This is a genomic window from Rhizobium sp. TH2 (genome assembly GCF_024707525.1).
Taxonomy (GTDB): domain Bacteria; phylum Pseudomonadota; class Alphaproteobacteria; order Rhizobiales; family Rhizobiaceae; genus Rhizobium_E.
This window is the reverse complement of record NZ_CP062231.1, coordinates 5,370,065-5,396,693: the sequence shown is the minus strand read 5'-3', so window position 1 is coordinate 5,396,693 and position 26,629 is coordinate 5,370,065. Positions and strand designations below refer to the sequence as shown.

Below are 26,629 nucleotides of genomic sequence, written 5' to 3'. Positions count from 1 at the left end.
ACCAAATAGACCCATCCCGCCCGGCGGGCAACCCTATTTCAGCCGCTCGATCAGCGCCATCGCGGCGGCGGGATTAAGCTCCTTGTGGCCGCTGATGACATAGAGATAGACGTCGCGGGGCTCGGCTTTGGCGTCCTTGTCCGACACGCTTTTCAGATCGGAAGGCACCTTGCCGGAAGCGTAGGTTTTCGCGCGTTTGGCCCAGGCATCGAGTTCTCCATCGGAGTAACCCTTCTTGTGTTTTTCCTCGGTGCCCATGATCCGGAGGTAGACGAAATCGGTGCTGACATCGGCGATCTGCGGGAACTTGGAATCACCAGCGGTGACGAAGGCGACCTTGTGTTTGCGGGCGAGCTCGACGAAATCCGGGGCGGCGAAACTGTCGTTGCGGACTTCCACGACGTGGCGCAATTTCCGGCCCTCGACGGACTCGGGCAGGAACGTCAGGAACGCCTCGAAATCCTCCGGCTCGAATTTCTTGGTTTCCATGAACTGCCAGTTGAGCGGGCCGAGCTTGTCCTTGAGTTCCAAAATGCCGCTGGCCAGGAAGCGCTCGACGGACTCTTTGCCCAGCGCGAGCTCCTTGCGATTGGTGGCGAAGCGCGGGCCTTTCAACGAAAAGACAAAGCCATCCGGCGTCTCGTCATGCCATTTGCGAAAGCTCTCGGGCTTCTGCGAGCCATAATAGGTGCCGTTGACCTCGATCGAGGTCAGTTGCTGGCTGGCATATTCGAGTTCGCGCTTCTGCGACAGTTTTTCGGGATAGAAGGTGCCGCGCCAGGGCTCGAAGGTCCAGCCGCCGATACCGACATAGATTTTTCCGCTTTTGCCTTCAGCCATTTGGCTATCCTCCAATGTGCTCGACAGACTAGCCAGAGAACACGGATTGGCAACCCGAAACTGTCAGCGTCGGACATGGGCCAAAACAAATCGGACCGCGTGGTCACCCACCGGCCGGATAACGATTGGGATCGCTGGAAGCGCGTGCGACTATTCGGAATAGGAAAGATAGAGGCTCTCAATTGCCGAGCCCGACATGCTTTCGTCATCGGTCGCGGAGCGTTGGATCGACCAGAGTGCCTCGGCGAGCGAACTGCTCAACACCGTCTGGCTGCCGGTAATCGCATCGTCCCGGCGGGCGAAGGACTGGTCGTCATTCTGCTCGGACAGCACCGGCTTGCGGTCGTAGACCGGGCTCCGCGGTGTCTTCTCGTAGCTGTGCAGGCTTGGAGATATTTGCATGGTCTTGGCTAATTGTGGATACGGTTAAGACTTTCTTAACACGCGAACCTTGTGCGAAGCTGCCAAGAAGACGGGAAATTGACGCCAAAAGCCTGCAATGCTCGGAGCTTGAGCGTGCGAATCAGATTGATGCATCTTGCGTGCCGGCAACTTGCGGTCCAACATGCGCGAAGCCGCTCAACTCATGCCGGACATGCGATGCTGATTTCCCTCGGCCATTCCTGCCAGACCCGCTTCATCATCGACATCATGGGTGGTGAGAGCCAAAGGCGCATGCCCTTCGATTTCAACATCACCACGCGCCAGGCGCTGGTCAACGCACTTCAAACGAACGGTGCGTCGCTGCGGCAATGCCCGGAGAGGGCGGCGACATTCGTTACGCAGGCGGAAGGGCGCCAAGGCGTCGAGATCGAGGGCCTTTATTTCTGGCATGATTATCCGCTCGCCGAGGACAAGCTGGCACTGAGATGCGATTGGCGCGACGACATTGACCGGGTGAACGAGAAATATGCGGCACTCTGGCAGCGCTTCGCAGCGCATGCGCGGTCGGATGAGGCAAAGACATTCTTCCTGTCCAATACCCAGCACAATCTCGATCAGTTCGCCGCTGAGCCCGCCGATTTCGCCGGCAGGTTCGGGCTCGGTCTGGCTGCCTTCGAAGAGATTTCCGCGGCCCTGGATGCGTTCGGCGCCCGGAACTACAGGCTGCTGTTTCTCAGCCGCACGATCCGCGAGGTCGAGGAAACAGCCGAGGTGAACGACCGCCGGCTGGATCACAGATTTTCGGGAAAGCTCTCGCTGCGGCCTGACCCGGCGATCCTATCGCGTCTCTTTGCGAATATTGATGGACTCTGCCTCGCCGGAGCATGCGGAAGCTATGACGGCTCCGGCAAGCTCGTGAAAGCGATATCCGACAGGGCCGCGATCATCTACCGGTTGGAGAACGGCACTGCTGTTCCCCACGGGACGCTCTTTGCAGCGGGAGGCGAACTGGCCGCAGCTTTCGAAGGGCGAGACCAGGTATTCCAGGCCAGCAATCGCGGCCGGGGACTGCAATTCTCCAACGGCGTCGAATGGCTGCGGGATTAATTAGCCGCCGAAACGCATCAGTAATTGACCACGCGATTGTCATTAGGATCGGCCCAGCGTGTGTTCGGCACGGTGGAGAACCAGCCGGGCCGGGCCGGATCGCGGTCATACATATAGCCGCCCAGCGACTTGTAGAGATCGGCGTATTTGCCGAGCTTATCGCGATCGAGTTCCACGCCGAGGCCGGGGCCGGTGGGCACGGCGATCTTGCCGCCTTCATATTTCATCGGCCCGCCGACGATGACGTCGTCGGTCAACTGGTGATAGTGGGCATCGGCCGTGAAGACGAGATTGGGCAGGACGGCGCCGAGATGCAGCATGGTCGCAAGCTGAATGCCGAGTTCGCCCGAGGAATGTACCGCGATGCCGAGCTGGAATGTCTCGCACACTCCGGCGGCCTTGATGCAAGGCCGAATGCCTCCCCAGAAGGTGGTGTCGAGCAGGATCACATCCACGGCCGGATTGAGCACATTGGTCGCGAGCTGCTCGAAATTGATCACGATCGTATTGGTCGCGAGCGGCATCGAGGTGTTTTCACGCACGCGGCGCATGCCGTTCAGGCCCCAGGTCGGATCCTCGTAATAATCGTTGTTGAGGTCCTCGATGCCCTTGGCGAAGCGTATGGCTTCCTCGACCGAAAAGGCGGCATTGGGGTCGTATCGGACTGTGTCGCTGCCCACCGCCTTGGCCAGCGCACGAAACACCTCAAGCTCGTAGTCGGGCGGAAAGACTCCGCTCTTGAGCTTATGCGCCGTGAAACCGTGCGTACGCTTGAGGTCGAGCGCCTGTTCGATCAGTTGGTCGGCGGTACGGATCTCGCCCTTGCCGCTATCCTGATTGGGCAGGCGAAAGAAGAGATAGCTGGCAAAGCCCACCGCATCGCGCATCTTGCCGCCGAGGAGGTCATAGGCCGGCACGCCGAGGAACTTGCCCATGATGTCGATGCAGGCGAATTCGATCGCCGCATGCATCTGGGTTCGGTTGTTATAGAGGCTGGCGGTCGGATTGCAGATCTTGAACCGCAGCTGTTCGAGCTCGAACGGGTCGTGCCCGACGAGATAGAATTTCAACGCCTTGAATGCCGCCTCGGCGCTTTCGCCGCCGCCGCCCATCTCGCCCAGACCTATGATGCCGACATCCGTTTCGACTTCGACGATGGTGCGGACGAAGCGGCCCCAATGCGCGCCGTTCGAATGCCTGAGCGGCGCTTCGAGTGGAACGGTGATCGTCGTGGCGCGGATGTCGGTGATTTTCGGCCGCTGCATAGGTGGATTCCTTGAGGAGCTAATTGTTCTGATGTGGGCGAGCGAGCGCTATTCGGGAAGCACGATGCCGAGCTTAGCCATGGTGCCGCCATCGATCTTCATATCCGCACCGGTGATAAAGCGAGCCTTGTCGCTGGCGAGGAAGGCGACAAGTTCGGCCACTTCCTCGGCCCTTCCGACCCGGCCGAGCGGGTGGCCCTTGCCCCACGCCGCGATCATGTCGTCCTGGGTCATGTCGCCCTTGTGGAGGTCGGCGGACCACCGCAGCATCGGCGTGTCGATCGAGGCGGGGCAGACGGCATTGACGGTGATGTTTTCGCCGGCATGATCGAGCGACATCGCCCGCACCAGCGCATTGATGGCGCCCTTGCTCGCGGTATAAGCCGCGACGCCGGCCTGGGACGCATAGGCCTGGACCGAGGAGATCGCCACGATGGCGCCGCCGCCACGCCTGCGCATTTCCGGAATAGCATATTTGGAGGCAAGATAGATGCCCTTCAGGTTCACGTCGAGCACATCGTCCCAGACATCCTCCGGCGTATCGACCACCGTGCCATAGCGCTGGATGCCCGCGCAGCAGGCGAGGATATCGACGCCGCCATGCGCTGCGACAGCCTCGGCGACAGCGGCCTGCATTGCCTTCGAATCTCGCACGTCTCCCACGAAGCCGGTCGTCCGGCCGCCGATCTCGGCCACCGCCTTATCAACTGACGCCTGGTCATTGGAGATGATGAGGACGGATCCTCCGCCCTTGGCAAACCGTTCGGCACAGGCCCGGCCCATGCCGAAGCTGCCGCCGGTGACGACGATGCTCTTGCCTTCGAACTCCATGTATCGCTCCTCCGCCTTACGAATTAGAATTTAAGCCATGCCAGTGTTTCAATAGCCGAATTTCGGCTCCGGCTTTCCCCTTGTATTCACGTCAACAGCAAGCACGCTGCCCTCAAGCGGATTGGCAGCAAGATGCTTTTCCGACATGGTGAAGCGTGCCGACGTGACATAAAGCGTCGATAGACCGGCGCCGCCAAACGTGCAACTCGTCGGCCAGGAAACCGGAAGTTCAACCAGGTTGCGCAGCGAGCCCCTGGCATCAAAACAGGCGACGGAGCTGCCACCGACCACGCGGCAATTCCAGAGATTGTCGTCGACGTCCAGACAGGAGCCATCCGGCAGGCCTCGCTCGAAACCGTCGACAATCGTTTTGCGGTCGCCGATCGTTCTCGAGGACGGATCATAGGCGAAGGAATAGATCTCGTTGGCCAGCGTATCGGCCGTCAGAAACCTGTTGTCGCTCGTCCAGGCCATTGTGTTGGTGATGCCGTATTCGTTCATTGTGAGCTGTGTGATGCTGCCTGAAGGATCGATCCGATAGTAGGCGCCGGAATTGCGATCCATGTCTTTCGGCGAGCCATCGGCGTTGAGATTGTTCTGCATGGTGGACACCCAGAACGAACCATCAGGCGCCACACGCCCCTCGTTCAGGCGATTGCCTGGTAGATCAGGCTCGGGAACCACGAAGGTTTCGAAAGGCCCATCCGGCCGCCAGAAGCACACCTCCCGACATAGTCCGACGATGAATCCGCCGTCCTTGCGCATGCCAATCGAGGTGGGGAAATCCGGCATCGGCCATATGTCATGCCGCCCGGCCGCGACCTCCAGCCTATGGATGCGCTTGCCGCCGTTATCGACCCAATAGAGTGCGCTTTCCTCCCCGGACCAGAGGATGCTCTCGCCCACGAGATCCCGCGCTTCCAACAGAATATTCGGCTGCATTTCTCTCTCCTCCGATGAGAGCCGGCGGCTGGCAATCACGAAATCCTGGCACCGCAATGGCATAGATTTCAAAATACTCTTGACTTGTATGGTAGTAGGTTAGTACGGTCAAGCCAGAACAATGTGTCTGGGAGGACAGCTTATGCTGGCAGCGCGATCGGCTCGCGTGGTGGCTTTGGGAGAAACGGTGGGCCCGCAGGTCTACCGTATCCTACGCGAGCAGATCATCCAGGCCGAGCTTCTGCCGGGCGAACGGCTCTCCGAGTCCGACGTCGCCAAAGTGCTTTCCGTGAGCCGCCAGCCGGTGCGCGAGGCCTTCATCAAGCTCTCGGAGGAGGGCCTCGTTCACGTCCTGCCTCAGCGCGGCACAATCGTGACCAAGATCTCAGTCGCATCTGTCATGAACGTGCGTTTCGTGCGCGAGGCGATCGAAGCGGATATCGTCCGGCTCGTTGCCGACCGGCATGAGACAGATACGATCACCGAGCTTCGCCGCCAGATCGCCGAGCAGAAGAAGGTGCCGCATGATGACCGCTCGGCGTTCCTGAGGCTCGACGAGCTCTTTCACCACACGCTCGCCGCCGCGGCTGGCAACGCCTATGCCTGGAGCGTGATCGAAAGCGTCAAGGCGCAGATGGACCGCGTCCGCTTTCTCAGCGTCGACGACATGCAGATCAACCGGCTCATCGACCAGCACGAGCGGATCGTCGATGCCATTGCAGCCGGCGACAAGACTGCCGCCGAGGAGGCTCTGCGCCAGCACCTGCGCGAGATCCTCAACTCATTGCCCGAAATTGCCCGCGCCCGGGCGGAACTGTTCGACGGAGCAGGCTGATCAAACATCAGTTCTATTTTAACCAGGGAGGAAAGCATGTTTAGGAAATTAATCGCCGGCACGGCGCTCGGATTGTCGATGATGGCATCAGGCGCGCAAGCCGAAGGACTGAACCTCACGTTCATCAGCCACTCATCGGCATCCAACACATTCTGGCAATCGGTGAAAAAGGGGTTCGACGACGGCTGCGCCCGAGTCGAGGCGACCTGCCAGTTGATCCTGACGCAGCAGGAAGGCTCGGTCGAGCAGGCCATCGCCAACCTGCAGGCGGCGATCGCCACTAAACCCGATGCCATCTTCGTCGCGATCGTCGACGACAAGGCCTATGACGCGGTGATCAAGGAAGCCACCGATGCGGGCATCCTCGTGCTCGCCGTCAATGTCGATGACAGCGAGGGCGCCAAGGGCAATGCCCGCAAGGCATTCATCGGCCAGGGCTTCATCGCAGCGGGCTATTCGCTCGCCAAGGCGCAGGCCGAGAACTTCCCCAAGGAGGGGCCGCTCAACCTGCTCGTCGGCGTCAATGCGCCTGGACAGACCTGGTCCGAACAGCGCGCCGGTGGCGTGATGAAATATCTCGAGGAATACAAGGCCGAACACAAGGATCGCGAGATCACGATTACACGCATCGATTCGGCGACGGATCTGGCGCTGACGGCGGACCGTATCGGCGCCTATCTCAACGCCAATCCCAACACGACGGCCTATTTCGATACCGGATACTGGCATGCAGGCGTTGCCAAGGTGCTTAAGGATCGCGGCGTCGAGCCAGGCAAGGTGCTGCTCGGTGGCTTCGACCTGGTGCCGGAAGTGCTGCAGCAGATGACGGCGGGCTATGTGCAGGTGCAAATCGACCAGCAGCCCTACATGCAGGGCTTCATGCCCGTGATGCAGGCCTATCTCTACAAGACCGCCGGCCTCACGCCATCCGATATCGACACCGGACAGGGCGTCGTCCGGCCCGAGGATGTTCCCAAGATCATGGAAATGTCGAAGCAGGGCCTTCGCTGAGTTTCTTGGCCTGAACTGAGATTTCGCCCCTCATCCGGCTACCGCCACCTTCTCCCCGCTCTTGCGGGGAGAAGGACGATGGGGCGAGGCTCCTGCCACGAGTCCCTTCTCCCCGTGAAACGGGGAGAAGATGCCGGCAGGCAGATGAGGGGCAAATGTTCGATCCAACAGCTCTGCCACCAGAGGCGGAGCGCCATACTTGAGTGATTACGATGAAACGTTTCCTGAAAATCTACCTCGATAAGCCGGAATTGGCCGGGCTTGCCCTGTTGATCGTCCTGGTGATTATCTTCCAGATCAAGTCCAACAGCTTCCTGCTGTCTTTCGAGAATATCCGAGGCGTCATGGGCCTGCTGCCAGAGATGGCGCTGGTCGCCATCGGCGTCACCATATTGATGATCTGCGGCGAATTCGATCTCTCGGTCGGTTCGGTCTTCGCGCTGATGCCGATGTCGATCGCGGTGATGCTGGGTGATGGCGTACCATTCACGCTGGCTGTGCTGATCGGGCTCGGCCTCTGCGCCATCATTGGCCTGATCAACGGCTATATCACTCTGCAATTTTCCATTCCGAGCTTCATCACCACATTAGGCATGCTGTTCATCGCCCGCTCGCTGACCATCGTTATCTCCGGCGGCTTTCCGCCGTTGCTACCCGACGACCTGCCGACCTGGCTGTTTACCGACTATATCTGGCAGGGCTCGATCCTGCGCATGTCCTTCCTGTGGTTCGCCGTCATCGCCATCCTCGCAGCAGCATTCCTGTCGCTGACCAATTTCGGCAACTGGATCCGCGCGACCGGTGGCTTCAACGAGGCGGCTGCCTCCATGGGCATACCGGTCAAGCGGGTGAAGATCATCTGCTTCATGCTGTGCTCGATGCTTGCGGGTTTCGCCGGTCTGCTTCAGGTGCTGCGGCTCGGCTCGCCACTGCCGTCGATTGGCGAAGGCCTGGAACTACAGGCGGTGGCGGCGGCGGTCATCGGCGGCACGGCACTCTCCGGCGGCATCGGCACGGTGTTCGGCGCCATTATCGGTACGCTGCTGATCCGCGTCATCGACAACGGCCTCGTGCTGTCGCGTGTGGATTCCAACTGGTTCAAGTTCGCGATCGGCGTGCTGACCATGTTCGCCGTAGTCGCCAATGCCTGGATGGGCAAGATGTCGCGCAAGATCAAGCTGGAGGCGCACAAGTGAACTCACCAATCATCGAGTGCCGCAATCTCCAGAAATGGTATAGCGGCGTGCATGCGCTCAAGAATGTTTCGCTAACCATACATCCCGGCGAATCCGTCGGGCTGGTGGGTGATAACGGCGCCGGCAAGTCGACGCTGATCAAGATCCTGTCGGGCGTGCATCACCAGGACGACGGCCAGATTTTCATCGAAGGCAAGGAAGTGCATTTCCGCTCGCCCAAGGATGCGATGAACCACGGGCTGGAGACGATCTACCAGTACAATTCCATGATCCCGACCATGTCGATCGCCCGCAACCTGTTCATCGGCCGCGAGCCGCTGAAGTGGAGCATCGCCAATTTCGGGACCATGGACCAGAAACGCATGCGCGAGGAAAGCGTCAAGGCGATCGCCGATGTCGACCTGCACCTGCGCTCTCCCGATGCACTGGTCGGCGAACTCTCAGGCGGTCAGCGGCAGGGTGTCGCCATCGCCCGCGCCATGCATTTCAAGTCGAAGGTGCTGATCCTCGACGAGCCGACGAACCACCTCTCGGTCAAGGAAACCAACAAGGTGCTGGGCTTCGTGCGCGGCCTGAAAGCGCAGGGCCTGACCGGGATATTCATCTCGCACAACATGCAGCACGTCTTCCAGTCCTGCGACAGGATCGTGGCCATGGCACGCGGCGAGATCGTGTTCGACAAGCCGACCTCGGAGACTTCGATCGACGAGGTGCATGAACTGCTTTAGGCACGCAAGACCAGGCTAGCCGCGCCGATCAGGCCGGCATGGTTGCCGAGTTCCGCCGGGACGATGGGCACATCCCGGTAGACGGACATTGCCCTGTCGCTGATAGTGGCGCAGATGGTGCTTTCGAGCAGGTCGAAGCCGCTGGATATGCCGCCGCCCATGACGATCATGTCGGGGGAATAGAGATGCAGCAGGTTGGTGAAGCCGATACCCAGCCAGCGGCCCTCTTCGGCGACGAGCCTGAGCGCGGTCTGATCACCGTTGCGCGCGGCCTCGATGACATGCCGGCCCGTAACGTCGCCATCGCGCGATAGTGCGCGAAGTGCTGAGCCGTCACCCAACCGGGTTATCGAGGTAGCTTTGGTGCCGAGCGCGCTACCCGAAGCGACCGCCTCAAAGCAGCCGATGCCGCCGCAGAAGCAACGTTCGCTGTGATCGGTGATGGTCATATGGCCGATCTCGGCGGCCAGTCCGCGCCGTCCGTGAAAGATGCGGCCATCGGCGATTACGCCGCCGCCGATGCCGGTCGATATCGTCACGAAAACCAGCGAGGAAGTGCCCCGGCCGGCGCCGTGCCGCCATTCGCCGATGGCCGCCGCATTGGCGTCATTCTCCAGCTTGACGGGCAGATCAAAACGATCCTGCAGGATCTGGCCGAGCGGCACATCGCGCCAGCCGAACAGCGTCGGCGGCGCGATGACGATGCCGGCCTTCGGATCGAGCGGGCCGGCCGCGCCAATGCCGATCCCGACCGGGGCCGCATTGGGAACCTGCGCGCGAACCTCCGCCGCCAGCGCGACGATCTGCTCGACGACGGCCTGCGGGCCGGCGCGCGCCTCGGTGGGTAGGGATGCGAAGGCGAGCAACGCGCCGGTCTCATCGACGAGCGCCGCACGCAGGTCGGTTCCACCGAGATCGAAGGCCAGCGCCACACGCGACATCAGACAGCTTTCTCCAATCCATGCAGCCAGGCGATGCGGCCCGGCAGGTCCATGTCACCGAAAGCCAGCGAACCGAGCACGACCGTCTCCGCGCCAGCGGCGCGAAGCTGGGGAACCGTCTGTTCGCGGATGCCACCATCGGCGGCGAGGATGATTTCCTGTTCGCGGCCGGCGCGCCGCATCAGCGATCTCGCTTCGCGTAGCCGGTCGCAGGCGTTTTCCGACAGGCTTTGGCCTTTAACGCCGATGGAGGTGCCGAGCAAAGTGAGGAAGGCCACGTGCTGGAGGAAGGGCTCAGCGGCAGCGACAGGGGTTTCCAACCGCAGCACGACACCCGCTTCAGCGCCCAGTTCCCGGGCAAGCTTCACGGCACGCAATCCGGCCTCGCCCGTTTCGGCATGGACGCTGACGAGATCGGCGCCTGCCTCGATGAACTGGCGGACCTGTTCCTCGACAATCTCGGCCGCGACCATGAGATGAACGTGGATCGGCTTCGCCGTCAGCGCTGCGATGCGGGCGACGAAATCCGGAAAGAACAGGAAACCCGGTGTGAAACGGGCGTCAGCGACGTCGATGTGATGGATATCGACATAGGGTTCGATGCGTTCGAGGTCGCGTTGCATGTTGGCGAGATCCGCCGACCACAGCGAGAACTCGCCGAGCAGCCTGTCACGCGGCAGGGCTGATATGGCGGCCACACCCGAGAGGGTTTTCGATGTCATGACGCAGCGAGACTCCGATGGTTGAATTGCGTGGTGAGAAAGTGGTGGATGGCGGTTCGTGCGCTGGCGAAATGCGCGGCCGCATCGGTTGCCTTGGCCGGCGCTTCGACGAAGCGGGCTCCGGGGATCGCATTCGCCAGATGCTCGGCGGTCGCCATCGGATGGACGGCGTCTTGTCGGTTGCCGATGACGAGCGCTGGAACATTGAAACGCGCCGCATCATCCTCGGAGACGCCGGTTCGGTCAGCCGCCATGTCGGCCAGCACATTCGCAAAGGCGCTGATATCAGTGCGATCGAAATAGCTGAGCAGGGAAGCAAGATTGTCTGGTGCCTCCACGCGAAGACGCGCTGCTGTTTCCGATTGTTCGAAGATCGTCCGGGCCTCGTGAAGCGGATGGGACTTGATCAGTTCCGCCACTTCGCGAATCGGCCGCATGTTCTCCGGCGCGGGCTCGAACGCCCAGGCGGGACGGACCAGGATCAGCCCGGCAACCCGTTCGGGGCAGGCCTTGGAGAGATGGAGTGCGATTGCCGCACCCATGGAAATGCCGCCCGCGACGAAGCGATCTATTCCCAGTTGATCCGCCACCGCAATGATATCGCCAGCAAGCATCGCAATCGAGAAAGGGCGCGCAGTGCCGAGTGTCGATGCGCCATGGCCCCGGCATTCGGTGGTGATCCGCCGCCAATGTCCACCATCGGGAAAAACCTGCGCGACCTGCGCCTCGCCGCCGCCGAGGCCGTGTTGGAGGAAAACCGGCATGCCGCCTCCGTGGTCGTGAACCACGAGTTCCACATCGCTGCCGGCCGGGTGGAAGACGGTGCTCATGTCATGAGACCCGCAAGAAACGTTGCCACACCGGGCGCCTCGGAAGCAGAGAGGCCATGCGTGACCAGTGGGCCATCAAAGCCAGTCGCACGAAGGCGCAAAATGAAAGCCGGAAAATCCACCACGCCCTCGCCTGATGTGGCAAAGCGCCCGTCGGCGTGGCGATCCTTGGCGTGAGCCATGGCGATATGCCCGGCGGCGGCCTCTATTGCCTTTGCAACGATTGCGGCTGCCTGCTGACGATCGGCCCGTTCAAAGAGATTGGCGGGATCGAGGACGATGCGCAGGCGCTTCGACCCCATTTCCGAGATCAGCCGGGTTGCGTCGGCGGCCGACATGACGATATTTGCCTGTTCCGGTTCGATGCCGAGATCGACGCCGTGCTGTTCTGCCATGTCAAGCGCACGCGCGATCCCCGCCGACATATCCGCCCAGGCCGATGGGTCGTTGTTATCGGGATGATGCGCCCATTGATCCTTGGCATTGCGGCTGCCAGTGCAGAGCGTCACTAGGGGAATGTTTAGCGCCGCAGCGGTTTCGATGACGGTTCGAAGCTGCCTCAGGCCCGTGTCGCGCACGATCTTGTCCGGGTGCGCCATATTGTATGTGCCGGAGAGCGCACAGAGCGAAACGCCGGTTGCGATCGACGCCTTGCGGATCGCGGCTATCGTTTCGGGAGGAACTGCGTCTGGCATGGAGGGCAAGCCGACGCAGGCGAGGTTGAATTGCGCGGTGGCAAAACCGCTGTCACGCACGGCCGCGAGCACCTCATGTGGATCAGTGCCGGGAAAAGTCTTTGCGAATATGCCGAGTTGCATCAGACAGACCCCGTGACATCCGCCAGTTTCACCCGCTCACCGGTTTCGACCGAACGGGCGATCGCAACCATGGCGCGGATGGAGGCGATACCGTCCTCGATATCGGCACCGCGCATCGGCGCGCCGTTCAGCACTGTGTCGGCCAGGCCTTCCAGCTGCCGGCGGAAGAAGTGCCCGTCGGCGCCGAGCGGCTTGCGGGTCGTGGCGTCCTTCTCGTGGAAGATCTCCACCTCGCTGGCGCGTAGGTACCAGGGATTGAAAGTCTTGGCGAGCACCGAGCCGTTCTCGCCATAGAGCTGGAATCCCTCGTGCCAATCCATACGAACCGCGACGGTCAAATCGAGATGGCCGAGTGCGCCATTGGCGAATTCCGTTTCCACGAACCAGCAATAGGCGCCGGCGCGCTCCAGCAGCCGAGCACGCACAGCGATGATCTCGCCGCAGAGAAAGCGGGCGGTATCGACCAGATGCGAGCCATGCGCCAGCATGAAGTACTGTCGCAGATCGGCCTTGGGATTGCCCGCCGGCTTCTTGGCCAGCTTGCTGGTGACCGGCAGCGGCTGCACCGCATCGGTGTTGGTGTAGCGATGGGTGGAATCGCAATACCAGGCTTTTAGCGCGAAGATCTCGCCGATGTCGTCACGCACGAAATCGCGTGCAGCCTCCAGCGCCGGGTCGAAACGTTTCATGTGCCCGACCTGCAGCACCTTGCCCGAGCGCCTGACAGCTTCGGCCAGCGACCGCCCCTCCTCGATCGTTACGCCGGTGGGCTTTTCGCAGAGCACATGCTTGCCGGCGTCGAGCGCCTTGATCGACATGGGGACGTGATAGGCATCGGATGTGGCGATGATCACGGCCTCGAGTTCAGGATCGGCCAGCATCGCATCGTAATCGCTGTACATCCGGCCAGGCTCATATGTCGCTCCCATGCGCGCCAGCAGGTCGGGCGCTGTATCGCAGATCGCATGGAGATCGGCATTGCGCGCCTTGATGCAGGATTCGAGATGGGCGAATTGCGCGATCGGGCCGCAACCCAGCACGCCGACACGCAGGCGCCGGTCTTCCTTGGCGATCATGATCTCTCCTCAAACGCCATGGCGGCGCATCGTTTCGCGGTTGGTCTTGACGGCGTAGGCAGGGTCCGCGGCGGCGGTATCGGATTCCTCCTCCAGCACCAGCCAGCCTTTGAAGCGGGGCGCTGTCGCGCAGATATCGATCACGGCTTGTAAATCGCAGATGCCCTCGCCCAGCATCGCCCATTGGCCCGCCGCATCGACATCCTTGAGATGGATGTAGCGGATGCGATCCAGATAGGTCCGGAGCGTATCTCTTATATCGGCATGGCCGCGCAAGATGTGACCGGTATCCGGCACCCAACCGACCAGATCCTTGTCGATCAACGAGAAGATCCGGTCGTAGTCGGCGCGGTCGAACAGCAGCGTATTATGATGCGAGCTTGGATGGACGGCAATCTCGACACCAGCCGCTTTGCCGAGTTCACCGGCCTTGTTGTAGAACTCGGCAGCTATCCCGAACTTGTCGGCGCGGGGGCCATCGGAGGTGACGGTGGCGGAGCCCAGCGATATCAGCGCACCAGGAAACATGGCGACGAAATCGACCCAGCGCCGCGCCGTGTCTAGATCGTTCGGGATTTCCTGTGCGACCGTGAAGCCGCTTTTCGAGGCCATGTCGAAGGCGACGAGCGTGAGACCTTTATCCTCCAGTGCGGCGGCGAAATCGGCTGGCCTATCGGCATAGATGCCGATCATCGTGTCGGTTATCTCGATGCCCGCATAGCCGCCATCGGCGATCGCCGTCAGAAGATCGTCCGGCCCACCCGTCCAGCTCTTGCCCAGCATTTCCCAGGTGTAGGTCTGGCAGCCGGCTTTGATGCCCATGCTGGCACAGGTCATCTTACCCTCCCTTGCCGAGCTCCGATCGCGCCCAGGCCGCAATCGCATCGTAGGATGCCGGCATAGTCGTATCGGACCGATAGAGGGGTGCCAAGCCTGTCGGTTCGGCCCGGCTCGCGAGTTCGATCAGTTCCGGAATATAGGATGCGCCGGGATGGCCGGCGGGCCGCTCGTCCAGACGTGCCGCATAACGTTCGGCCAGCACCTCGCCCGGGGCGTGGCACCAAATCTCGGCAATCTGGCCAACGCCCGACATGGCGATGTGATCGCGCAGCAGTTCCATTGGCTGGAAGCCGAACCAGGCGTCGATGATGAAGGCCGATCCCTCCGGCGCATCGCGCACGATCGACCAGATCGACTGGTAGCTGGCCTTCCCCAACGTGCGGTTGAACAGCCTGTCGGCGCCGCCGAGATGTTCGAGAAAGGGGTTCTTGATTGTGTCGAGCGACAGGACCGGCCACCCGGTGCGCGCGGAAATCTCATGCGCCATGCGGCTCTTTCCCGAGGCCGGGATGCCGTTGACCATCAGCACGGACTTGCTGTTGCCCTGTGTGGTTCGGACTCCCCCGAGCGCTGCAAGTGCGGACCCGATCATTCCGGCATCGTCGCACAGGGATGCCGCGCGGACCTCGGTCTTGAACCACGAAGACTGACCGGGCACGAAATTCAGCGCTTCCCGTGCCTCGACGCCCAACCCACCGCCCAGCAGAACAATTTCTGGATCGAGTGTCGCGGAAATCGTATCGATCGCCGCACGCAAAGGTCTGGCCCAACGCCTGATGACGCCGAGCGCCTTGTCATCGCCTGCCCGGCAGAACCCGAGCAGCGCATCGGCGCGCGTGCCGGCGGGGTAGCCCGCTTCTTCCATGTGCCGGCCGAGCGCGGTGCCCGAGGACTCGGTCTCGACGCAGCCGCGCCGGCCGCAGGCGCATGGCCGGCCGTTGAAATCGACGGTGATATGACCCAACTGGCCCGCGCTGCGTGCGCCACGGACGATCTCGTCGTTCTCCATTATTGCACCGCCGATGCCGGTGCCGATGGTGAGCATCACGATGTTGCGATGACCCTTCGCCGCGCCGACGGCAGCCTCGGCCACCAGCGCCATGCTGCAATCATTGTCGATGACGACGGGCTTGCCGGTCTGATCCTCGATCCACTTTGCGGTCTCGACACCCGAGAGATCGAGATAGCCGCCGGAGAGAACCAGCCTCTGCCGGTAATCGACGCGGCCAGGAATACCGATGCCGATCGCGGCGACATCGGGCGCATCAACTTCTCTGATCATTTCGACGATCCGCGTCAGTGCGGCAGCCGGATCCGTGTCACTCCTGCCGAGAACCTTCTGCAGAATCCGCCCATTGGCGGAAACGCGGGCGACTCGGATATTCGTGCCGCCGACATCCACACCGATTGCAGTATTGCCTCCCGTCATGCGTGTCATCCGGCTTTTTGCAATGCGTGACCGGTGTCCTTGCGGAAATGCCGCGCGATGACCGCCTTGATCTCCTCAAGCCGGCTAACGGCGACGGTCGACAGCTTCTTGCGGGACACTTCACGATCGAGCGAAATGCAGTCCTTCCACAGCGAGCGTCCAGCGATAACGCCCGATGCGCCGTTCTTCATGGCGATTTCCACCTGGCCGAGGAAGGTCTCGTGATCGACGCCGGCGGAGAGCACCGCCCAGGGAACATCGCCTGAGAGCTTGGTGACCTCGCGGCAGGCCTCCGGCGTGCCGGGATAGGGCAGCTTCAATACCTTGGCGCCGCATTCCAGCGATGCCCGCGTGCCCTCGACGATCAGCGACGGTACCTTGGCGGCATAGTCTTCAGCGCTTTCGCCCTCCAGCCGATAGGTGAGGAATTCCACCACCAGCAACAGGTTTTCGCGTGAAAAGTCTTGGATGCATTGCTTGAGGATCGCGATGTTGTGGGTGTTGGCGTCCGGCCGATCCATGCGGAGATAGACCATGATCTTGCCGCCGGTCGCGCCGAGATCGCGGACCTTGCGGGCATCGACATCCGGCACCAGCTTCGACAGTCGATAACCCTCGGGTGACGTATCCCAGCCGGAGGCGTCGAGACCGATCAGCAGCGCGGTTTCGCGCGGCAGGACGCCATCGTCCACCAGATGTGGCACGGCGCAGATGGGATCGACCAGCACGCAGCCGGCCTTGCTCGCGAGATAGCGCGTGATATCGGCCTTGGTGCAGCCGAGTGTATCGTTGCTGATCAACGCCTGCTTGTCCGGATCGGTCTCCAGCAGGGTCCGCATGCCGCCGCGCTGGTCGCAGGCGATCACCATCATGGCGCCGTCCGCACCGCAAATCTGCTGGTATCCACGCAATTCAGCCGTCGTCATATCAGTCATGATATCATCCTCAACCCGCCGCATCAGGCGAAAAGTGTAGAGTTCGAGCATCGTCCCAGAGCGCGCAGAAACCCGTTCCGAGAATCCGTCACTGCGCGGATTTTCTCGGGCTACTGCATTCAAATGCAGCACATTGCGGAACTGGCGTTTTTGAGCGATAACTCATCGATCGGCCAATCGTGTAACACGTTTCTGAAAGGAATTGCAAGCTGCCTCCTCAACCCGCCCAGGAAACCCCAACCACACGCGCAATGCTGCACATGGTCGCCAAGCTTCACTACGAAGCCGACATGGCCCAGGTCGATATTGCCAAGAAGCTGGGCGTTTCCACCGCGACGATTTCGAGGCTGCTGCAAAAGGCGCGTGCCGTCGGCATCGTCCGCATCGAGGTGATCGATCTCGCAACGCCAGAGGAAATCACGACTGCGTTGATCGCCAAGCTCGGCCTCAAGCAGGCGCAGGTCGTCGATGCGCCGGTTTCCGGAGGGCTGGGCGCGCTGGTGAGCGCGGTCGATACGATGCTGAAGGAAGCGAACCTCAAGACCGGTTCGGTGCTTGGCATCGGCTGGGGCCGGGCGATCCGCGAGGTGGTGGGAGCTGGCCTGCCGCGCATTCCCGGCGTCGTCACGGTGCCGATGACAGGCGGCATGCAACAGGCAGCCGCGCATTTCCAGATCAATGAATTCGTCCGCCAAGCGGCCGAGCGTATGGGCGGCACGCCGCATTTCCTACATGCGCCCTATCTTCCGTCGCCGGAATTGCGCGATGCCTTCATCAACGATCCGACCGTCAAGGAGGTCCTGACCCAGTGGGACCATATGGATGCCGCCATCGTCGGCGTGGGCCTGCCGCATGCGATAAACCCGCCGGAGGCGAGTGCCGCGACCGCCAACGAGAAGGCGCTCAACCAAGCGGTCGGTGACGTCATCCGCCACTATATCAACCAGGATGGTGCGCTGCTTGAATGGGATGGCGAGGAGCGGATGATCGCCGTTTCCCCGGCGCAACTCCGTGCCACCCCGCTGGTGATCGGCATCGCCGCAACGCCGGAAAAGGCGCGCGGCATTATCGGCGCCGTGCGCTCCGGCATGATCAATGCGCTTGCGACCGACACGACCACCGCCCAGGCCATTCTCGATCTGCTAGACTGATCAGCGAAGTCTTCGTATAAAAAGTTGCGTAAAACACCAAATTATCCAGAAATATTTTTCTGGAACAAATTTCACTTGACGAACCGCTATAAACGGCAATTATGCAGCCAACCGGCCCAGTTGAGGAGCTGACCGGCGACGACCAGATCGAGACGAACAAGCTCATAGGAGGAGACCATGGAGCGCCGTTCATTTTTCAAAGCGACTGCGGGTATGGCAGCTGCGGCAACTGTCGCGGCAACCGGGGGCGCGAAAGCGCAGGACAAGAAATTCACCATCGCACTGATCCCGGGCCTGACGACTGACGCCTTCTACATCACCATGCGCAAGGGTGCGGAAGCCGCGGCCAAGGCCGTGGGCGCGGAACTGGTGTTCCAGGGCGCTCCGGATTTCAACCCGGTCACCCAGGTGCCGGTTCTCGATGCCGTCGTAGCAAAGCGCCCCGACGCGATCCTGATCGCGCCGACCGACAAGACCCAGCTCATCCAGCCGCTGAAGAATGCATCCGATGCCGGCATTCCCGTCATCACGGTGGATACGTTCATCGGCACCGGCGTCTACCAGACCGGCGCGGGCGATGCGGATTTCCCACTTTCCTATGTTGCGTCTGACAACGTACTCGGCGGCGAGATTGCCGCCCGTGCGCTTGCCAAGGCGATCGGCGACAAGGGCAAGGTCTATGTCTCCAACGTGAAGCCCGGCATTTCCACGACCGACCAGCGCGAGGAAGGCTTTAAGAAGGAGATGGCCAACCATCCCGGCATCACGGTTCTGGAAACGCAGTTCAACGACAACGACGCCAACAAGGCCGCGTCGCAGTTGCAGGCAGTATTCGCCCGCAATTCCGATCTCGCCGGCGTTTTCGGCGCCAACCTGTTCTCGGCTCTCGGCGCCGCCAATGGCGTCCAGCAGGCGGGCCAGACCGGCACCGTCCGGGTCGTTGCCTTCGACGCGCCGACAAGCATCGTCGACAACATCAATACCGGCCTCGTCGATCTCGCGATCGCCCAGCATCCGGCTGAAATCGGTTATTTCGGCTTCATGGTCGCCTATGCGCACCTGACCGGCAACTCGGTTCCGATCTCGATCGGCACGGGCTTCACGGTCATCGACAAGTCGAACGTGACCGATCCCAACGTCGCGAAGTTCATCTACTCGGATTGATCCGGTCGTTTCGCTCTGGCGGCATCTCTGAATAGAGGTGCCGCCTCTGCTATTGCCAGGGCCGGAACTCGGCTCCCGCTGTCGGAAAACAGTCATGTCAGAACAGAATGCCGTGTCGCCAGAGGCGGACACACATGTCGCGCCTCAGGCCGATCATAGCGAGGTCGCCAAGACGATCGTCCAGCGCATTGCCCAATTGCGCGCCTGGCTTTTCCTCGCGGCCCTGATCATCACCTTCGAGATCTGGGCGCGGATTTCCTTCGGCGGCACGTTCGCCTTCTCGTCCTACAATTGGCAATCGGTCGCGGTCTTCGCCGTCGCGCCGCTGCTGATCGCGATCGGCCAGACCTATGTCATCATTTCTGGCGGCATCGATCTTTCCACCGGCTTCATCATGGGCCTCGCGGCCGTGGTTGCGGCGCATGTCACCAACATGGCCGGCGTCTATCTACCCCTGCCCGTCGCCATGCTGGTCGGGATTCTCGTCGCGGTGCTCGCCGCCGGTGTCCCCGGCGCCATCAATGGCCTGCTGATCTCCCGGCTCAAGGTGCCGCCCTTCATCGGCACGCTCGGCATGTTCGGCGTGGCGCGGGGCACGGCCTTCCTGCTCGCCGGCGGCACGACCGTGCCGGTGTCCAATTCCTGGTTCGCGATGCTGGGCAATGGCCGCTTCTACGGCATTCCCTATCTCGTCATCGTGACCGCGATCTTCGTGCTGGTCATGCACTACGTGCTGAGCCAAACGCGTTTCGGCCAACACAATTACGCGATCGGCGCCAATGTGCAGGCCGCACGCCGTGCCGGCATCGACATCAAGAAACATATCCTGAAGCTCTATGTCCTGTCGGCGATGTGCGCCGGTCTCGGCGGCGCGCTCTATGCCGCACGCTTCACCGCCGGCGCGGCGCAGGCGGGCGAACCGCTGCTGCTCGATAGCGTCGCAGCCGTCGTCATCGGCGGCGCCAGCCTGTTCGGCGGCTCGGGATCGATCCTTGGCACCGTCGCCGGGGCGCTCGTCATCGCAGTCATTCAATATGGGCTTGTGTTCCTCGATGTCGAACCGTTCTGGCAGTTCATCGCCGTCGGCGTGGTGATCATCATCTCCGTCCTGATCGACCAGGCGCAGCGCAAGTTCAGTGGTGGAGCAAAACAGGATGAATAGTCAGACCCCACTGCTGGAAGTCCGCAATCTCTCGCGCTATTTCGGCGCGGTGCGTGCGCTCGAAGACTGCTCGATGGTTGTCAGGCCCGGTGAAGTCGTCGCGCTCGCCGGCGACAACGGCGCCGGCAAGACGACGATGATCAAGGCGATCTCGGGCGTCTATCCGCCGACCTCGGGCGAAATCCTGATCGAAGGCAAGCCGGTCACATTCGGCTCGCCGCAGGAGGCGCGGGCGCTTGGCATCGAAACGATCTACCAGGATCTCGCGCTCGCCGACAACCTGACGATCGGCGGCAATATCTTCCTCGGCCGCGAGCCGATGCGCAAGGCGTTCGGCTTTCTGCCGGTGCTGGATCGCAAGGCCATGGCCGAGGCTGCCGCCCAAACCATGGCGAAGCTCGATTTCCACGTGAAACGTCTCGATGCGCCCGTCAGCAATTTCTCCGGCGGCCAGCGCCAGGCCGTCGCCATCGGCCGGGCCGTCTACTGGAACGCCAAGATCCTGATCATGGACGAACCGACAGCTGCACTCGGCGTGCCCGAGCAACGCAAGGTGATCTCCCTGATCAAATCGCTGAAGGCGCAGGGGCGCGGCGTGCTGTTCATCTCGCATAACCTGCAGGACATTTTCGCGGTGTCCGACCGCATCGTCGTGCTGCGGCGGGGCATCGTGGCCGGCGAACGCAATATCGGCGAGACCACGCATGACGAGGTGGTCCGGCTGATGATCGGCGGGTAGGTTGGCCGCTAGCGGTTGAAGCGACGGCCACAAACTCCCTCTTCTCCCCTTGGGGAGAAGTGCCGAGCATAGCGAGGCGATGAGGGGTTCCCAGCAGCGTTCTCGGCGCTTCGCGCACCCCCTCATCCGGCGCATTCGCGCCACCTTCTCCCCGCTGGGGAGAAGAGGGAGCAAGGGGCTCGTCCGGCAAACTCTACCAGACACCTTTATCCCGTTAGAGATCGAAATTCGTCGGCAGCACGACGACGTCGCGGATCGTGACGTTGCGTGGCCGGGTGAGCATGAAGATGATCGCGTCAGCCACTTCGGAGGGCTCGATGAGGCTGCCCGATTCCTTGGCCTTCCTGAGATTCTCCTCAGGCCAATCGGCCAACAGCGCGCTGATCACCGGACCGGGCGACACCGAACCCACCCTTATGCCTTTCCGGTTGACCTGCCGCCGCACCGTCTGGACGAAACAAGTCATAGCCCATTTCGAGGCCGAATAGACCGGCTCCCACGGAACCGGAAAATGCCCGGCGACCGAACTGGTGACGATGATATCGCCCGAACCGCGCGCGATCATATGCGGCAGGACGTCATGGACATTCTTCATCACCACATTGATGTTGAGGTTGAGCATCCGGTCGATCACGGCGGTCTCGGCCTCGATCAGGTCGCCGCCGATATAGGTGCCGGCATTGGCGTGGAAAATGTCGAGCTGCCCGGTCAGTTTCTCGATCGACGGCATGAGGGTTGCGCAACTTGCGGGGTCGAGCAAATCGATGATCAGCGGGATTGCGGCGTCACCAAATTCCTCACAGACCGCGTCCACCGCCTTCTTGTCGCGATCAACGAGGATCACCCGTGCGCCCTCGGCGATCATCGCCCGCGTGCTCGCGAGGCCGATGCCGGAGGCAGCACCCGTAATCGCTGCCACTTTGCCTTCCAGATGCTTGTTCATGTTCGTGTCCTTCTGTCTCGGATGAAATGATGAAATCCTGCTGGGTCTGCCTTTAGCGGCTGCCCCATCGGCGCGCGATGTCGAGGCACTCTTGCCAGCCCACCACGCCATCGGTTGTCCCGGCCGTCCTGAGTGAGCACGCGGCTGCCGCATGGCCGAGGCCGAGGCATTGCTCGATCGGCCAGTTCTCGTGCAGCCCGTACATGAACCCCGCGGCAAAGGCATCGCCCGCGCCGTTGGGGCCGACGATCGCTTCCGCCGGCACCTTGACGGAGGGCACCAAGACGCGGGCGCCGTCGCGGCCGACGGTGATTGCCCCCTCTGGAAAATGGATGGTCACGAGACGCATCGCGCCTTGCCCCAGAATAGCGGCGGAGGCAGCGGTGCAGGCCTCGACATCGGTCCTGCCATCCCGGACGGTGACCATTTCGGCGAGCGCGCCGATCTCGCTGTCGTTCACGATCAGCGTGTCGAGATGCGGCAGGCAGGGCAGGATGAGGCCGCGCAGCCGTTCCGGCGTGACGGTGCAGAGTTCGAGATTGGTCTCCAGCCCCACACGCCGCGCAGCCTTGAGCACCGTGACCCAGCCGTTCTCGTCATCCTGCCATGCCGCATCCATTTTCGGATGGATGCCGGGGAGACCGAGATGCATGAAGCGTGCGGAAGTCTCCGAGAAATCGAAGTGCTCGGGGCTGAGAAGCGCCGATACACCGAGGTCGGAAATATGGGTGCGGAGTCCGCTTGCCTGGGAGATGAAGGCTTCGGTCATGTGCGTCGGCTCTTCATCGCTGACATGCATCTGCCGCCGCTCGAGCCCGGCCGCATCGGCTGCGGCGAGCAGTTTCCGGCCGGCGTCGTCATTGCCGATCAGGCCGATGGTTTCGACTGGGAGAGATGGGTCGAGCCGCTTGATATCCACGGCGAGATTGCAGGCGGGGCCGCCGCCGCGTTCCTCCAGCCCCCAGGCGATGCCGACGCTGTCCTCCCTCGGCCACAAATCGATCTTGCGGTTGCGATCCAGGCACCAGGTGCCGCCGGCGATGAAACCGCGCCTCGTGTTTCCGGCCATGTTCTCCTCCCTCGCCGGACTTAGGACTTCAACACTTTCTCGGTGATCTCCATGTCGGTCTCCAGCGCCCGCAGCGGCTTCTGGCCCGCAGCCTGCAACACGCCATGATAGGCTTTCACTGCCTCCTGCGGCGCGATATCGCCATCGGCGACAGCGCGCATGTATTTCACCATGGCGAGGGGATCCTCTGCGAGGTTGATCTTACGGCCGAAGAGCGCCACGCGGGCGCCGTATTTCTCCGCCTGGTGGATGAGTTCGAACGTATCGCGTGCCGTGCCCGCGCCGCCGCCGAGCACGCCGACGATCAGGCTGGGGTCATAGGATGTCAGTTCGTCGAGCGCCTTCGGACCGTTGTAGGCAATTTTCAGGAATTGCGGCCGTTGGGCGCGCGTCAATCCGGCCAGCGCGCGGCAGATGCAGTCATTGACATAATGCGGCACGAGTTCGGGCGCGATACCGGTATCGACATTCGGATTGAACACTTCGAGGAAGTAATTGAAGCCGTTGTCGTCGGCATCCTCGACGAAATCGAGGAAGGCGAGCAGGGAATCATAGTCCGCATCGATGTCGTTGTTGAAGGTGATCGAATAGAGGCCGAGATCGGTATGACGGCGGTTCACCGACAGCGAGGCGGTGCGATAGGGCCGCGAGGGATGTTTCGAATAGGTCGCGCCGCGTCCCACCCAGATGTCGGTCGTGTCATTGGCGCGGATGGCCGGCTTGACGTTGCTGGCCGCATAGGCGCCGCTTTCGACCAGCAGTTCGAGGTTCGACGCCGAAGTCAGCATGATATCGACGACGTCCTGCGCGATCACGGCCTTGACCTGGCCGAGGAATTCCGCCCGCGTGCGATGGCGTGTAAAGGAGCTGTCCTTTTCGAGCTTGGGGCCACAGGAGGGAATGCTCGGTCCCATGTCGCCATCCTTGGCGTCGGCAATGATGAAATCCGTGCGCTTGTAATTGCCGGCCCTGATGCGGGCGATCTTTGCGTCAAAGCGTGTCATGGGCTTATCCCTGAGAAAAATCTGGAGCCGCCAGACCGGCGGCAGGAAGGTCTGGAGAACGGAAGACCGTCAAGAAATCATGTAGCCACCATCCACCGGCATCGAGAGACCGTTGACCATCGCGGCTTCGTCGGAGAGCAGGAAAAGAATGACCTTCGCAATGTCGTCGGGATCGGCGAAACGGCCGACCGGAATGCGGTTGAGCATGCCGGCCGCCTTTTCCGGATCGCTCCAGGCCTTGATCGCCATCGGCGTCAACGTGACAGTTGGGTGTATGCCGTTGACGCGGATGCCCTTCGGCGCGAGCTCCTTGGCCATCACCCTGGTCAGCCCATCGAGGCCGGATTTGGACGCACAATAGGCGGCGTGATCGGGAATGCCGACGAAGGCCGCGACGCTCGATACATTGACGATCGCACCCTTGCGGCCGTTATTCACCATGTCGCGGGCATATTCTTGCGAGACGATCATCGGTGCCCGCGTATTGACCGCGTAGAGCAGGTCGAAGTTCTCGACCTTCAGATCAAGAAATGACTCAAGCTCCGTCGTGCCGGCACAATTGACCAGGAAATCGGCCGGCAGTGACTTGATTGCCGCGGCGCGCGTGGCATCTGGATCGGCTAGATCGACCGCAATCGGGATGCAGCCGATTTCCGCCTTCAACTGATCCAGATCGGACGCCGAGCGCGACAGTGCCGTCACTTTGGCGCCGCGCTTGGCCAGCATGACGGCGGTCGCGCGACCGATGCCCTTGCCGGCGCCGGTTACGACCACACGCTTATTGGAAAAATCCATCGTAAAAACCTCCTACCAGACGGTGAAGCCGCCATCGGCCTTGACGGTCGCGCCGGTCAGCAGGCTCGACGCATCACAGGCGAGAAAATGCACGACCGAGGCAATCTCGTGCGGCTGGCCCATGCGGCCCATGGGCGTGTCGCGGATCCAGAGCTCCATCATCGACTTATCGACGATGTTCTTGGTCATCTCGGTCTCGATATATGTCGGCGCCACCGCATTGACGCGAACGCCGCGCGGCGCCCATTCCGCAGCGAGCGACGCCGTGAGATGATGCACCGCGGCCTTGGAGGCATTGTAGTAGGTCTGGAGTTGGGGCCGGTTCGCGATATAGCCGGACATCGAACCGATATTGACGATCGCACCGCGCCGGGCCCTCAGCATGTAACCACCGAAGGCACGATTGCACCAGAAGACGCCGTTGTAGTTCACGTCGTTGACATTGAGCCAGAGTTCGTCCGGCGTATCCTCTGCGGCGGTGCCGGTGCGGGCGATGCCGGCGTTGGCGACCAGTGCGTCGATGCGGCCGTGCTTGGCGAAGATATCGGCTGCAGCTTTGTCCACCGCTGCCGAGTCCGTGACGTCGAGAACATATTTGTCCGCCTCGACGCCCTTGGCCGCCAGTGCCTGCCGGCCCGACTCCGCCACGGCCTCATCCCGGTCGATGATGACGATATGTGCGCCGGCCTCGGCCAGTGCTTCGGCGCAGGAAAGGCCGATACCGCGCCCGCCGCCGGTGATCACCGCGACCTGGCCGTCCATCCTGAATTTCTCGAAAAACATCTTCTGCTCCGTTTCTATGCCTGGATCAAAGGCGCCGGCCGCTCCTGGCATCGAACAGGTGCACGCGCGCCGTGTCAATCTTCAGCGAAATCGCCTCGCCCGGCCGGGCGGTAATCCGGTCGCGGACGGCCGCCATGATCGGGTCGGTGCCGAAATGGGCGAAGATCTGCGTTTCCGAACCCGTCGGTTCCAGCACCCAGATCGTGGCCGGTAATCCATCGGCGCGGACATCGATATGCTCGGGCCGGATACCATAGACGGCCGGCTCGGCATGAGCCACTGTACCTTCAGGTACGGGCAGCACAGTTCCCTTGTCGCTGACGAAGGACAGCCGGCCGCTCTCGTTCACCAGTTTCCCGGTTATGAAATTCATCGATGGCGAGCCGATAAAGCCGGCAACGAAGACATTGGCCGGACGATCGTAGAGGTCGAGCGGCGCGCCGATCTGCTCGACCCTGCCATCACGCATGACGACGATCTTGTCGGCCATGGTCATGGCCTCGATCTGGTCGTGGGTGACATAGATCGTGGTGGTCTTCAGCCGCTGATGCAGCTCCTTGATCTCGACGCGCATGGTCACGCGGAGTTTAGCATCGAGATTGGATAGCGGCTCGTCGAATAGGAACACCTGCGGATCGCGCACGATGGCACGGCCCATGGCGACGCGCTGGCGCTGGCCGCCCGAAAGCTGCTTGGGATAGCGGTCGAGCAGCTTGCCGAGGTCGAGGATTTCGGCCGCCTTGCGGACCTTGGCTTCGATCTCGCTCCTCGGTGCGCCCTTGAGCTTCAGCGGGAAGCCCATATTGTCTGCCACTGTTTTGTGCGGATAGAGCGCGTAGTTCTGGAACACCATGGCGATGTCGCGGTCCTTCGGCAGCACATCGTTGACCACCCTGCCGCCGATATCGACCGTTCCGCCGGAGATCGTCTCGAGCCCGGCGATCATCCTCAACAGCGTGGACTTGCCGCAGCCGGACGGGCCGACCAGCACGACGAATTCGCCATCGGCGATATCGATACTCACGCCATGGATGACCGGCAGCGCGCCGTATTTCTTGATGACGTCCTTGACGGTGACGTGAGCCATTT

28 protein-coding genes are annotated in these 26,629 nt (G+C 61.9%); 9 read left to right on the top strand and 19 right to left on the bottom strand.

The genetic code is table 11. The annotated features are described in order from the left end of the window. Nucleotides 1–33: 33 nt before the first annotated feature. Both IHQ71_RS26420 and IHQ71_RS26415 read right to left on the bottom strand, forming a co-directional pair. Entirely contained in the window at nucleotides 34–840 is an 807-nt protein-coding gene (locus tag IHQ71_RS26420) for a DUF72 domain-containing protein (RefSeq protein WP_258159369.1), read from the bottom strand. Between the two features lie 150 nt (nucleotides 841–990). Then, a complete protein-coding gene (locus IHQ71_RS26415; protein ID WP_258159368.1) occupies nucleotides 991–1,242 on the bottom strand; it encodes a hypothetical protein in 252 nt (83 codons plus the stop codon). 198 nt (nucleotides 1,243–1,440) lie between these two features. Between IHQ71_RS26415 and IHQ71_RS26410 the strand changes: the two genes are divergently transcribed. Beyond that, the gene (locus IHQ71_RS26410; RefSeq protein WP_258159367.1) at nucleotides 1,441–2,331 is read left to right on the top strand and encodes a hypothetical protein; all 891 of its coding nucleotides are present in this window, start codon (nucleotides 1,441–1,443) and stop codon (nucleotides 2,329–2,331) included. Nucleotides 2,332–2,348: 17 nt separating this feature from the next. Here IHQ71_RS26410 and IHQ71_RS26405 read toward each other — a convergent pair whose 3' ends face one another. Genes IHQ71_RS26405 through IHQ71_RS26395 form a run of 3 tightly spaced genes read right to left on the bottom strand, consistent with a single transcriptional unit; the run spans nucleotide 2,349 to nucleotide 5,369 of the window. Next, complete coding sequence (locus tag IHQ71_RS26405) at nucleotides 2,349–3,596, bottom strand: enolase C-terminal domain-like protein (RefSeq protein ID WP_258159366.1); 1,248 nt, start codon at nucleotides 3,594–3,596, stop codon at nucleotides 2,349–2,351. A 48-nt stretch (nucleotides 3,597–3,644) separates the two neighbouring features. Beyond that, a complete protein-coding gene (locus tag IHQ71_RS26400; protein ID WP_258159365.1) occupies nucleotides 3,645–4,427 on the bottom strand; it encodes an SDR family NAD(P)-dependent oxidoreductase in 783 nt (260 codons plus the stop codon). 48 nt (nucleotides 4,428–4,475) lie between these two features. Continuing rightward, complete coding sequence (locus IHQ71_RS26395; protein ID WP_258159364.1) at nucleotides 4,476–5,369, bottom strand: SMP-30/gluconolactonase/LRE family protein; 894 nt, start codon at nucleotides 5,367–5,369, stop codon at nucleotides 4,476–4,478. Between the two features lie 142 nt (nucleotides 5,370–5,511). Between IHQ71_RS26395 and IHQ71_RS26390 the strand changes: the two genes are divergently transcribed. From IHQ71_RS26390 to IHQ71_RS26375, 4 genes are all read left to right on the top strand, one after another. Further along, nucleotides 5,512–6,204, top strand: coding sequence for a GntR family transcriptional regulator (locus IHQ71_RS26390; protein ID WP_258159363.1), 693 nt, complete (start codon nucleotides 5,512–5,514; stop codon nucleotides 6,202–6,204). Nucleotides 6,205–6,240: 36 nt separating this feature from the next. Next, nucleotides 6,241–7,215 carry a sugar ABC transporter substrate-binding protein gene (locus IHQ71_RS26385; protein ID WP_258159362.1) on the top strand — a complete coding sequence of 325 codons (975 nt, stop codon included), beginning with the start codon at nucleotides 6,241–6,243 and terminating at the stop codon, nucleotides 7,213–7,215. A gap of 212 nt (nucleotides 7,216–7,427) precedes the next feature. Continuing rightward, on the top strand, nucleotides 7,428–8,411 hold the full coding sequence (locus tag IHQ71_RS26380; protein WP_258159361.1) for an ABC transporter permease: 984 nt from the start codon (nucleotides 7,428–7,430) through the stop codon (nucleotides 8,409–8,411). Next, nucleotides 8,408–9,139 carry an ATP-binding cassette domain-containing protein gene (locus IHQ71_RS26375; protein WP_258159360.1) on the top strand — a complete coding sequence of 244 codons (732 nt, stop codon included), beginning with the start codon at nucleotides 8,408–8,410 and terminating at the stop codon, nucleotides 9,137–9,139. The genes IHQ71_RS26380 and IHQ71_RS26375 overlap by 4 nt, the downstream gene beginning before the upstream one ends. Here IHQ71_RS26375 and IHQ71_RS26370 read toward each other — a convergent pair. The 8 genes from IHQ71_RS26370 to IHQ71_RS26335 are packed head-to-tail and all read right to left on the bottom strand — an operon-like array spanning nucleotide 9,136 to nucleotide 16,730. Further along, on the bottom strand, nucleotides 9,136–10,080 hold the full coding sequence (locus IHQ71_RS26370) for an ROK family protein (RefSeq protein ID WP_258159359.1): 945 nt from the start codon (nucleotides 10,078–10,080) through the stop codon (nucleotides 9,136–9,138). The genes IHQ71_RS26375 and IHQ71_RS26370 overlap by 4 nt on opposite strands. Further along, nucleotides 10,080–10,802, bottom strand: a complete 723-nt coding sequence (locus IHQ71_RS26365; protein ID WP_258159358.1) for a ribulose-phosphate 3-epimerase — start codon at nucleotides 10,800–10,802, stop codon at nucleotides 10,080–10,082. Before IHQ71_RS26365 ends, IHQ71_RS26370 begins: the two co-directional genes overlap by 1 nt. Further along, on the bottom strand, nucleotides 10,799–11,632 hold the full coding sequence (locus IHQ71_RS26360; RefSeq protein WP_258159357.1) for an alpha/beta fold hydrolase: 834 nt from the start codon (nucleotides 11,630–11,632) through the stop codon (nucleotides 10,799–10,801). The genes IHQ71_RS26365 and IHQ71_RS26360 overlap by 4 nt, the downstream gene beginning before the upstream one ends. After that, entirely contained in the window at nucleotides 11,629–12,450 is an 822-nt protein-coding gene (locus IHQ71_RS26355) for a sugar phosphate isomerase/epimerase (protein WP_258159356.1), read from the bottom strand. Before IHQ71_RS26355 ends, IHQ71_RS26360 begins: the two co-directional genes overlap by 4 nt. Beyond that, nucleotides 12,450–13,526 carry a Gfo/Idh/MocA family protein gene (locus IHQ71_RS26350; protein WP_258159355.1) on the bottom strand — a complete coding sequence of 359 codons (1,077 nt, stop codon included), beginning with the start codon at nucleotides 13,524–13,526 and terminating at the stop codon, nucleotides 12,450–12,452. The genes IHQ71_RS26355 and IHQ71_RS26350 overlap by 1 nt, the downstream gene beginning before the upstream one ends. A gap of 9 nt (nucleotides 13,527–13,535) precedes the next feature. Then, complete coding sequence (locus IHQ71_RS26345; RefSeq protein WP_258159354.1) at nucleotides 13,536–14,363, bottom strand: sugar phosphate isomerase/epimerase; 828 nt, start codon at nucleotides 14,361–14,363, stop codon at nucleotides 13,536–13,538. Between the two features lies 1 nt (nucleotide 14,364). Next, on the bottom strand, nucleotides 14,365–15,795 hold the full coding sequence (locus tag IHQ71_RS26340) for an ROK family protein (protein ID WP_258159353.1): 1,431 nt from the start codon (nucleotides 15,793–15,795) through the stop codon (nucleotides 14,365–14,367). Between the two features lie 5 nt (nucleotides 15,796–15,800). Next, nucleotides 15,801–16,730, bottom strand: a complete 930-nt coding sequence (locus tag IHQ71_RS26335) for a tagatose-bisphosphate aldolase (protein ID WP_258159352.1) — start codon at nucleotides 16,728–16,730, stop codon at nucleotides 15,801–15,803. Nucleotides 16,731–16,981: 251 nt separating this feature from the next. Here IHQ71_RS26335 and IHQ71_RS26330 point away from each other — a divergent pair, with 251 nt between their 5' ends. The 4 genes from IHQ71_RS26330 (at nucleotide 16,982) to IHQ71_RS26315 (ending at nucleotide 20,946) form a co-directional block, all read left to right on the top strand. After that, nucleotides 16,982–17,881 (top strand): sugar-binding transcriptional regulator, encoded by a 900-nt coding sequence (locus tag IHQ71_RS26330; protein WP_258159351.1) that lies wholly within the window; start codon nucleotides 16,982–16,984, stop codon nucleotides 17,879–17,881. A gap of 177 nt (nucleotides 17,882–18,058) precedes the next feature. Beyond that, the gene (locus IHQ71_RS26325; protein ID WP_374989922.1) at nucleotides 18,059–19,045 is read left to right on the top strand and encodes an ABC transporter substrate-binding protein; all 987 of its coding nucleotides are present in this window, start codon (nucleotides 18,059–18,061) and stop codon (nucleotides 19,043–19,045) included. A gap of 94 nt (nucleotides 19,046–19,139) precedes the next feature. Beyond that, nucleotides 19,140–20,207: a ribose ABC transporter gene (locus IHQ71_RS26320; protein WP_258159349.1), complete on the top strand. Its 1,068-nt coding sequence runs from the start codon at nucleotides 19,140–19,142 to the stop codon at nucleotides 20,205–20,207. Continuing rightward, complete coding sequence (locus tag IHQ71_RS26315) at nucleotides 20,200–20,946, top strand: ATP-binding cassette domain-containing protein (protein ID WP_258159348.1); 747 nt, start codon at nucleotides 20,200–20,202, stop codon at nucleotides 20,944–20,946. Before IHQ71_RS26320 ends, IHQ71_RS26315 begins: the two co-directional genes overlap by 8 nt. Before the next feature lie 214 nt (nucleotides 20,947–21,160). Here IHQ71_RS26315 and IHQ71_RS26310 read toward each other — a convergent pair whose 3' ends face one another. From IHQ71_RS26310 to IHQ71_RS26285, 6 genes are all read right to left on the bottom strand, one after another. Further along, nucleotides 21,161–21,889, bottom strand: coding sequence for an SDR family oxidoreductase (locus tag IHQ71_RS26310; protein ID WP_258159347.1), 729 nt, complete (start codon nucleotides 21,887–21,889; stop codon nucleotides 21,161–21,163). Nucleotides 21,890–21,941: 52 nt separating this feature from the next. Continuing rightward, nucleotides 21,942–22,958 (bottom strand): carbohydrate kinase family protein, encoded by a 1,017-nt coding sequence (locus IHQ71_RS26305; protein ID WP_258159346.1) that lies wholly within the window; start codon nucleotides 22,956–22,958, stop codon nucleotides 21,942–21,944. 20 nt (nucleotides 22,959–22,978) lie between these two features. Beyond that, nucleotides 22,979–23,962, bottom strand: a complete 984-nt coding sequence (locus IHQ71_RS26300; RefSeq protein ID WP_258159345.1) for a hypothetical protein — start codon at nucleotides 23,960–23,962, stop codon at nucleotides 22,979–22,981. Between the two features lie 69 nt (nucleotides 23,963–24,031). After that, entirely contained in the window at nucleotides 24,032–24,757 is a 726-nt protein-coding gene (locus tag IHQ71_RS26295; protein ID WP_258159344.1) for an SDR family oxidoreductase, read from the bottom strand. A 12-nt stretch (nucleotides 24,758–24,769) separates the two neighbouring features. Continuing rightward, nucleotides 24,770–25,540, bottom strand: a complete 771-nt coding sequence (locus IHQ71_RS26290) for an SDR family NAD(P)-dependent oxidoreductase (RefSeq protein WP_258159343.1) — start codon at nucleotides 25,538–25,540, stop codon at nucleotides 24,770–24,772. 25 nt (nucleotides 25,541–25,565) lie between these two features. Continuing rightward, nucleotides 25,566–26,627, bottom strand: coding sequence for an ABC transporter ATP-binding protein (locus IHQ71_RS26285; RefSeq protein WP_258159342.1), 1,062 nt, complete (start codon nucleotides 26,625–26,627; stop codon nucleotides 25,566–25,568). Nucleotides 26,628–26,629: the final 2 nt, after the last annotated feature.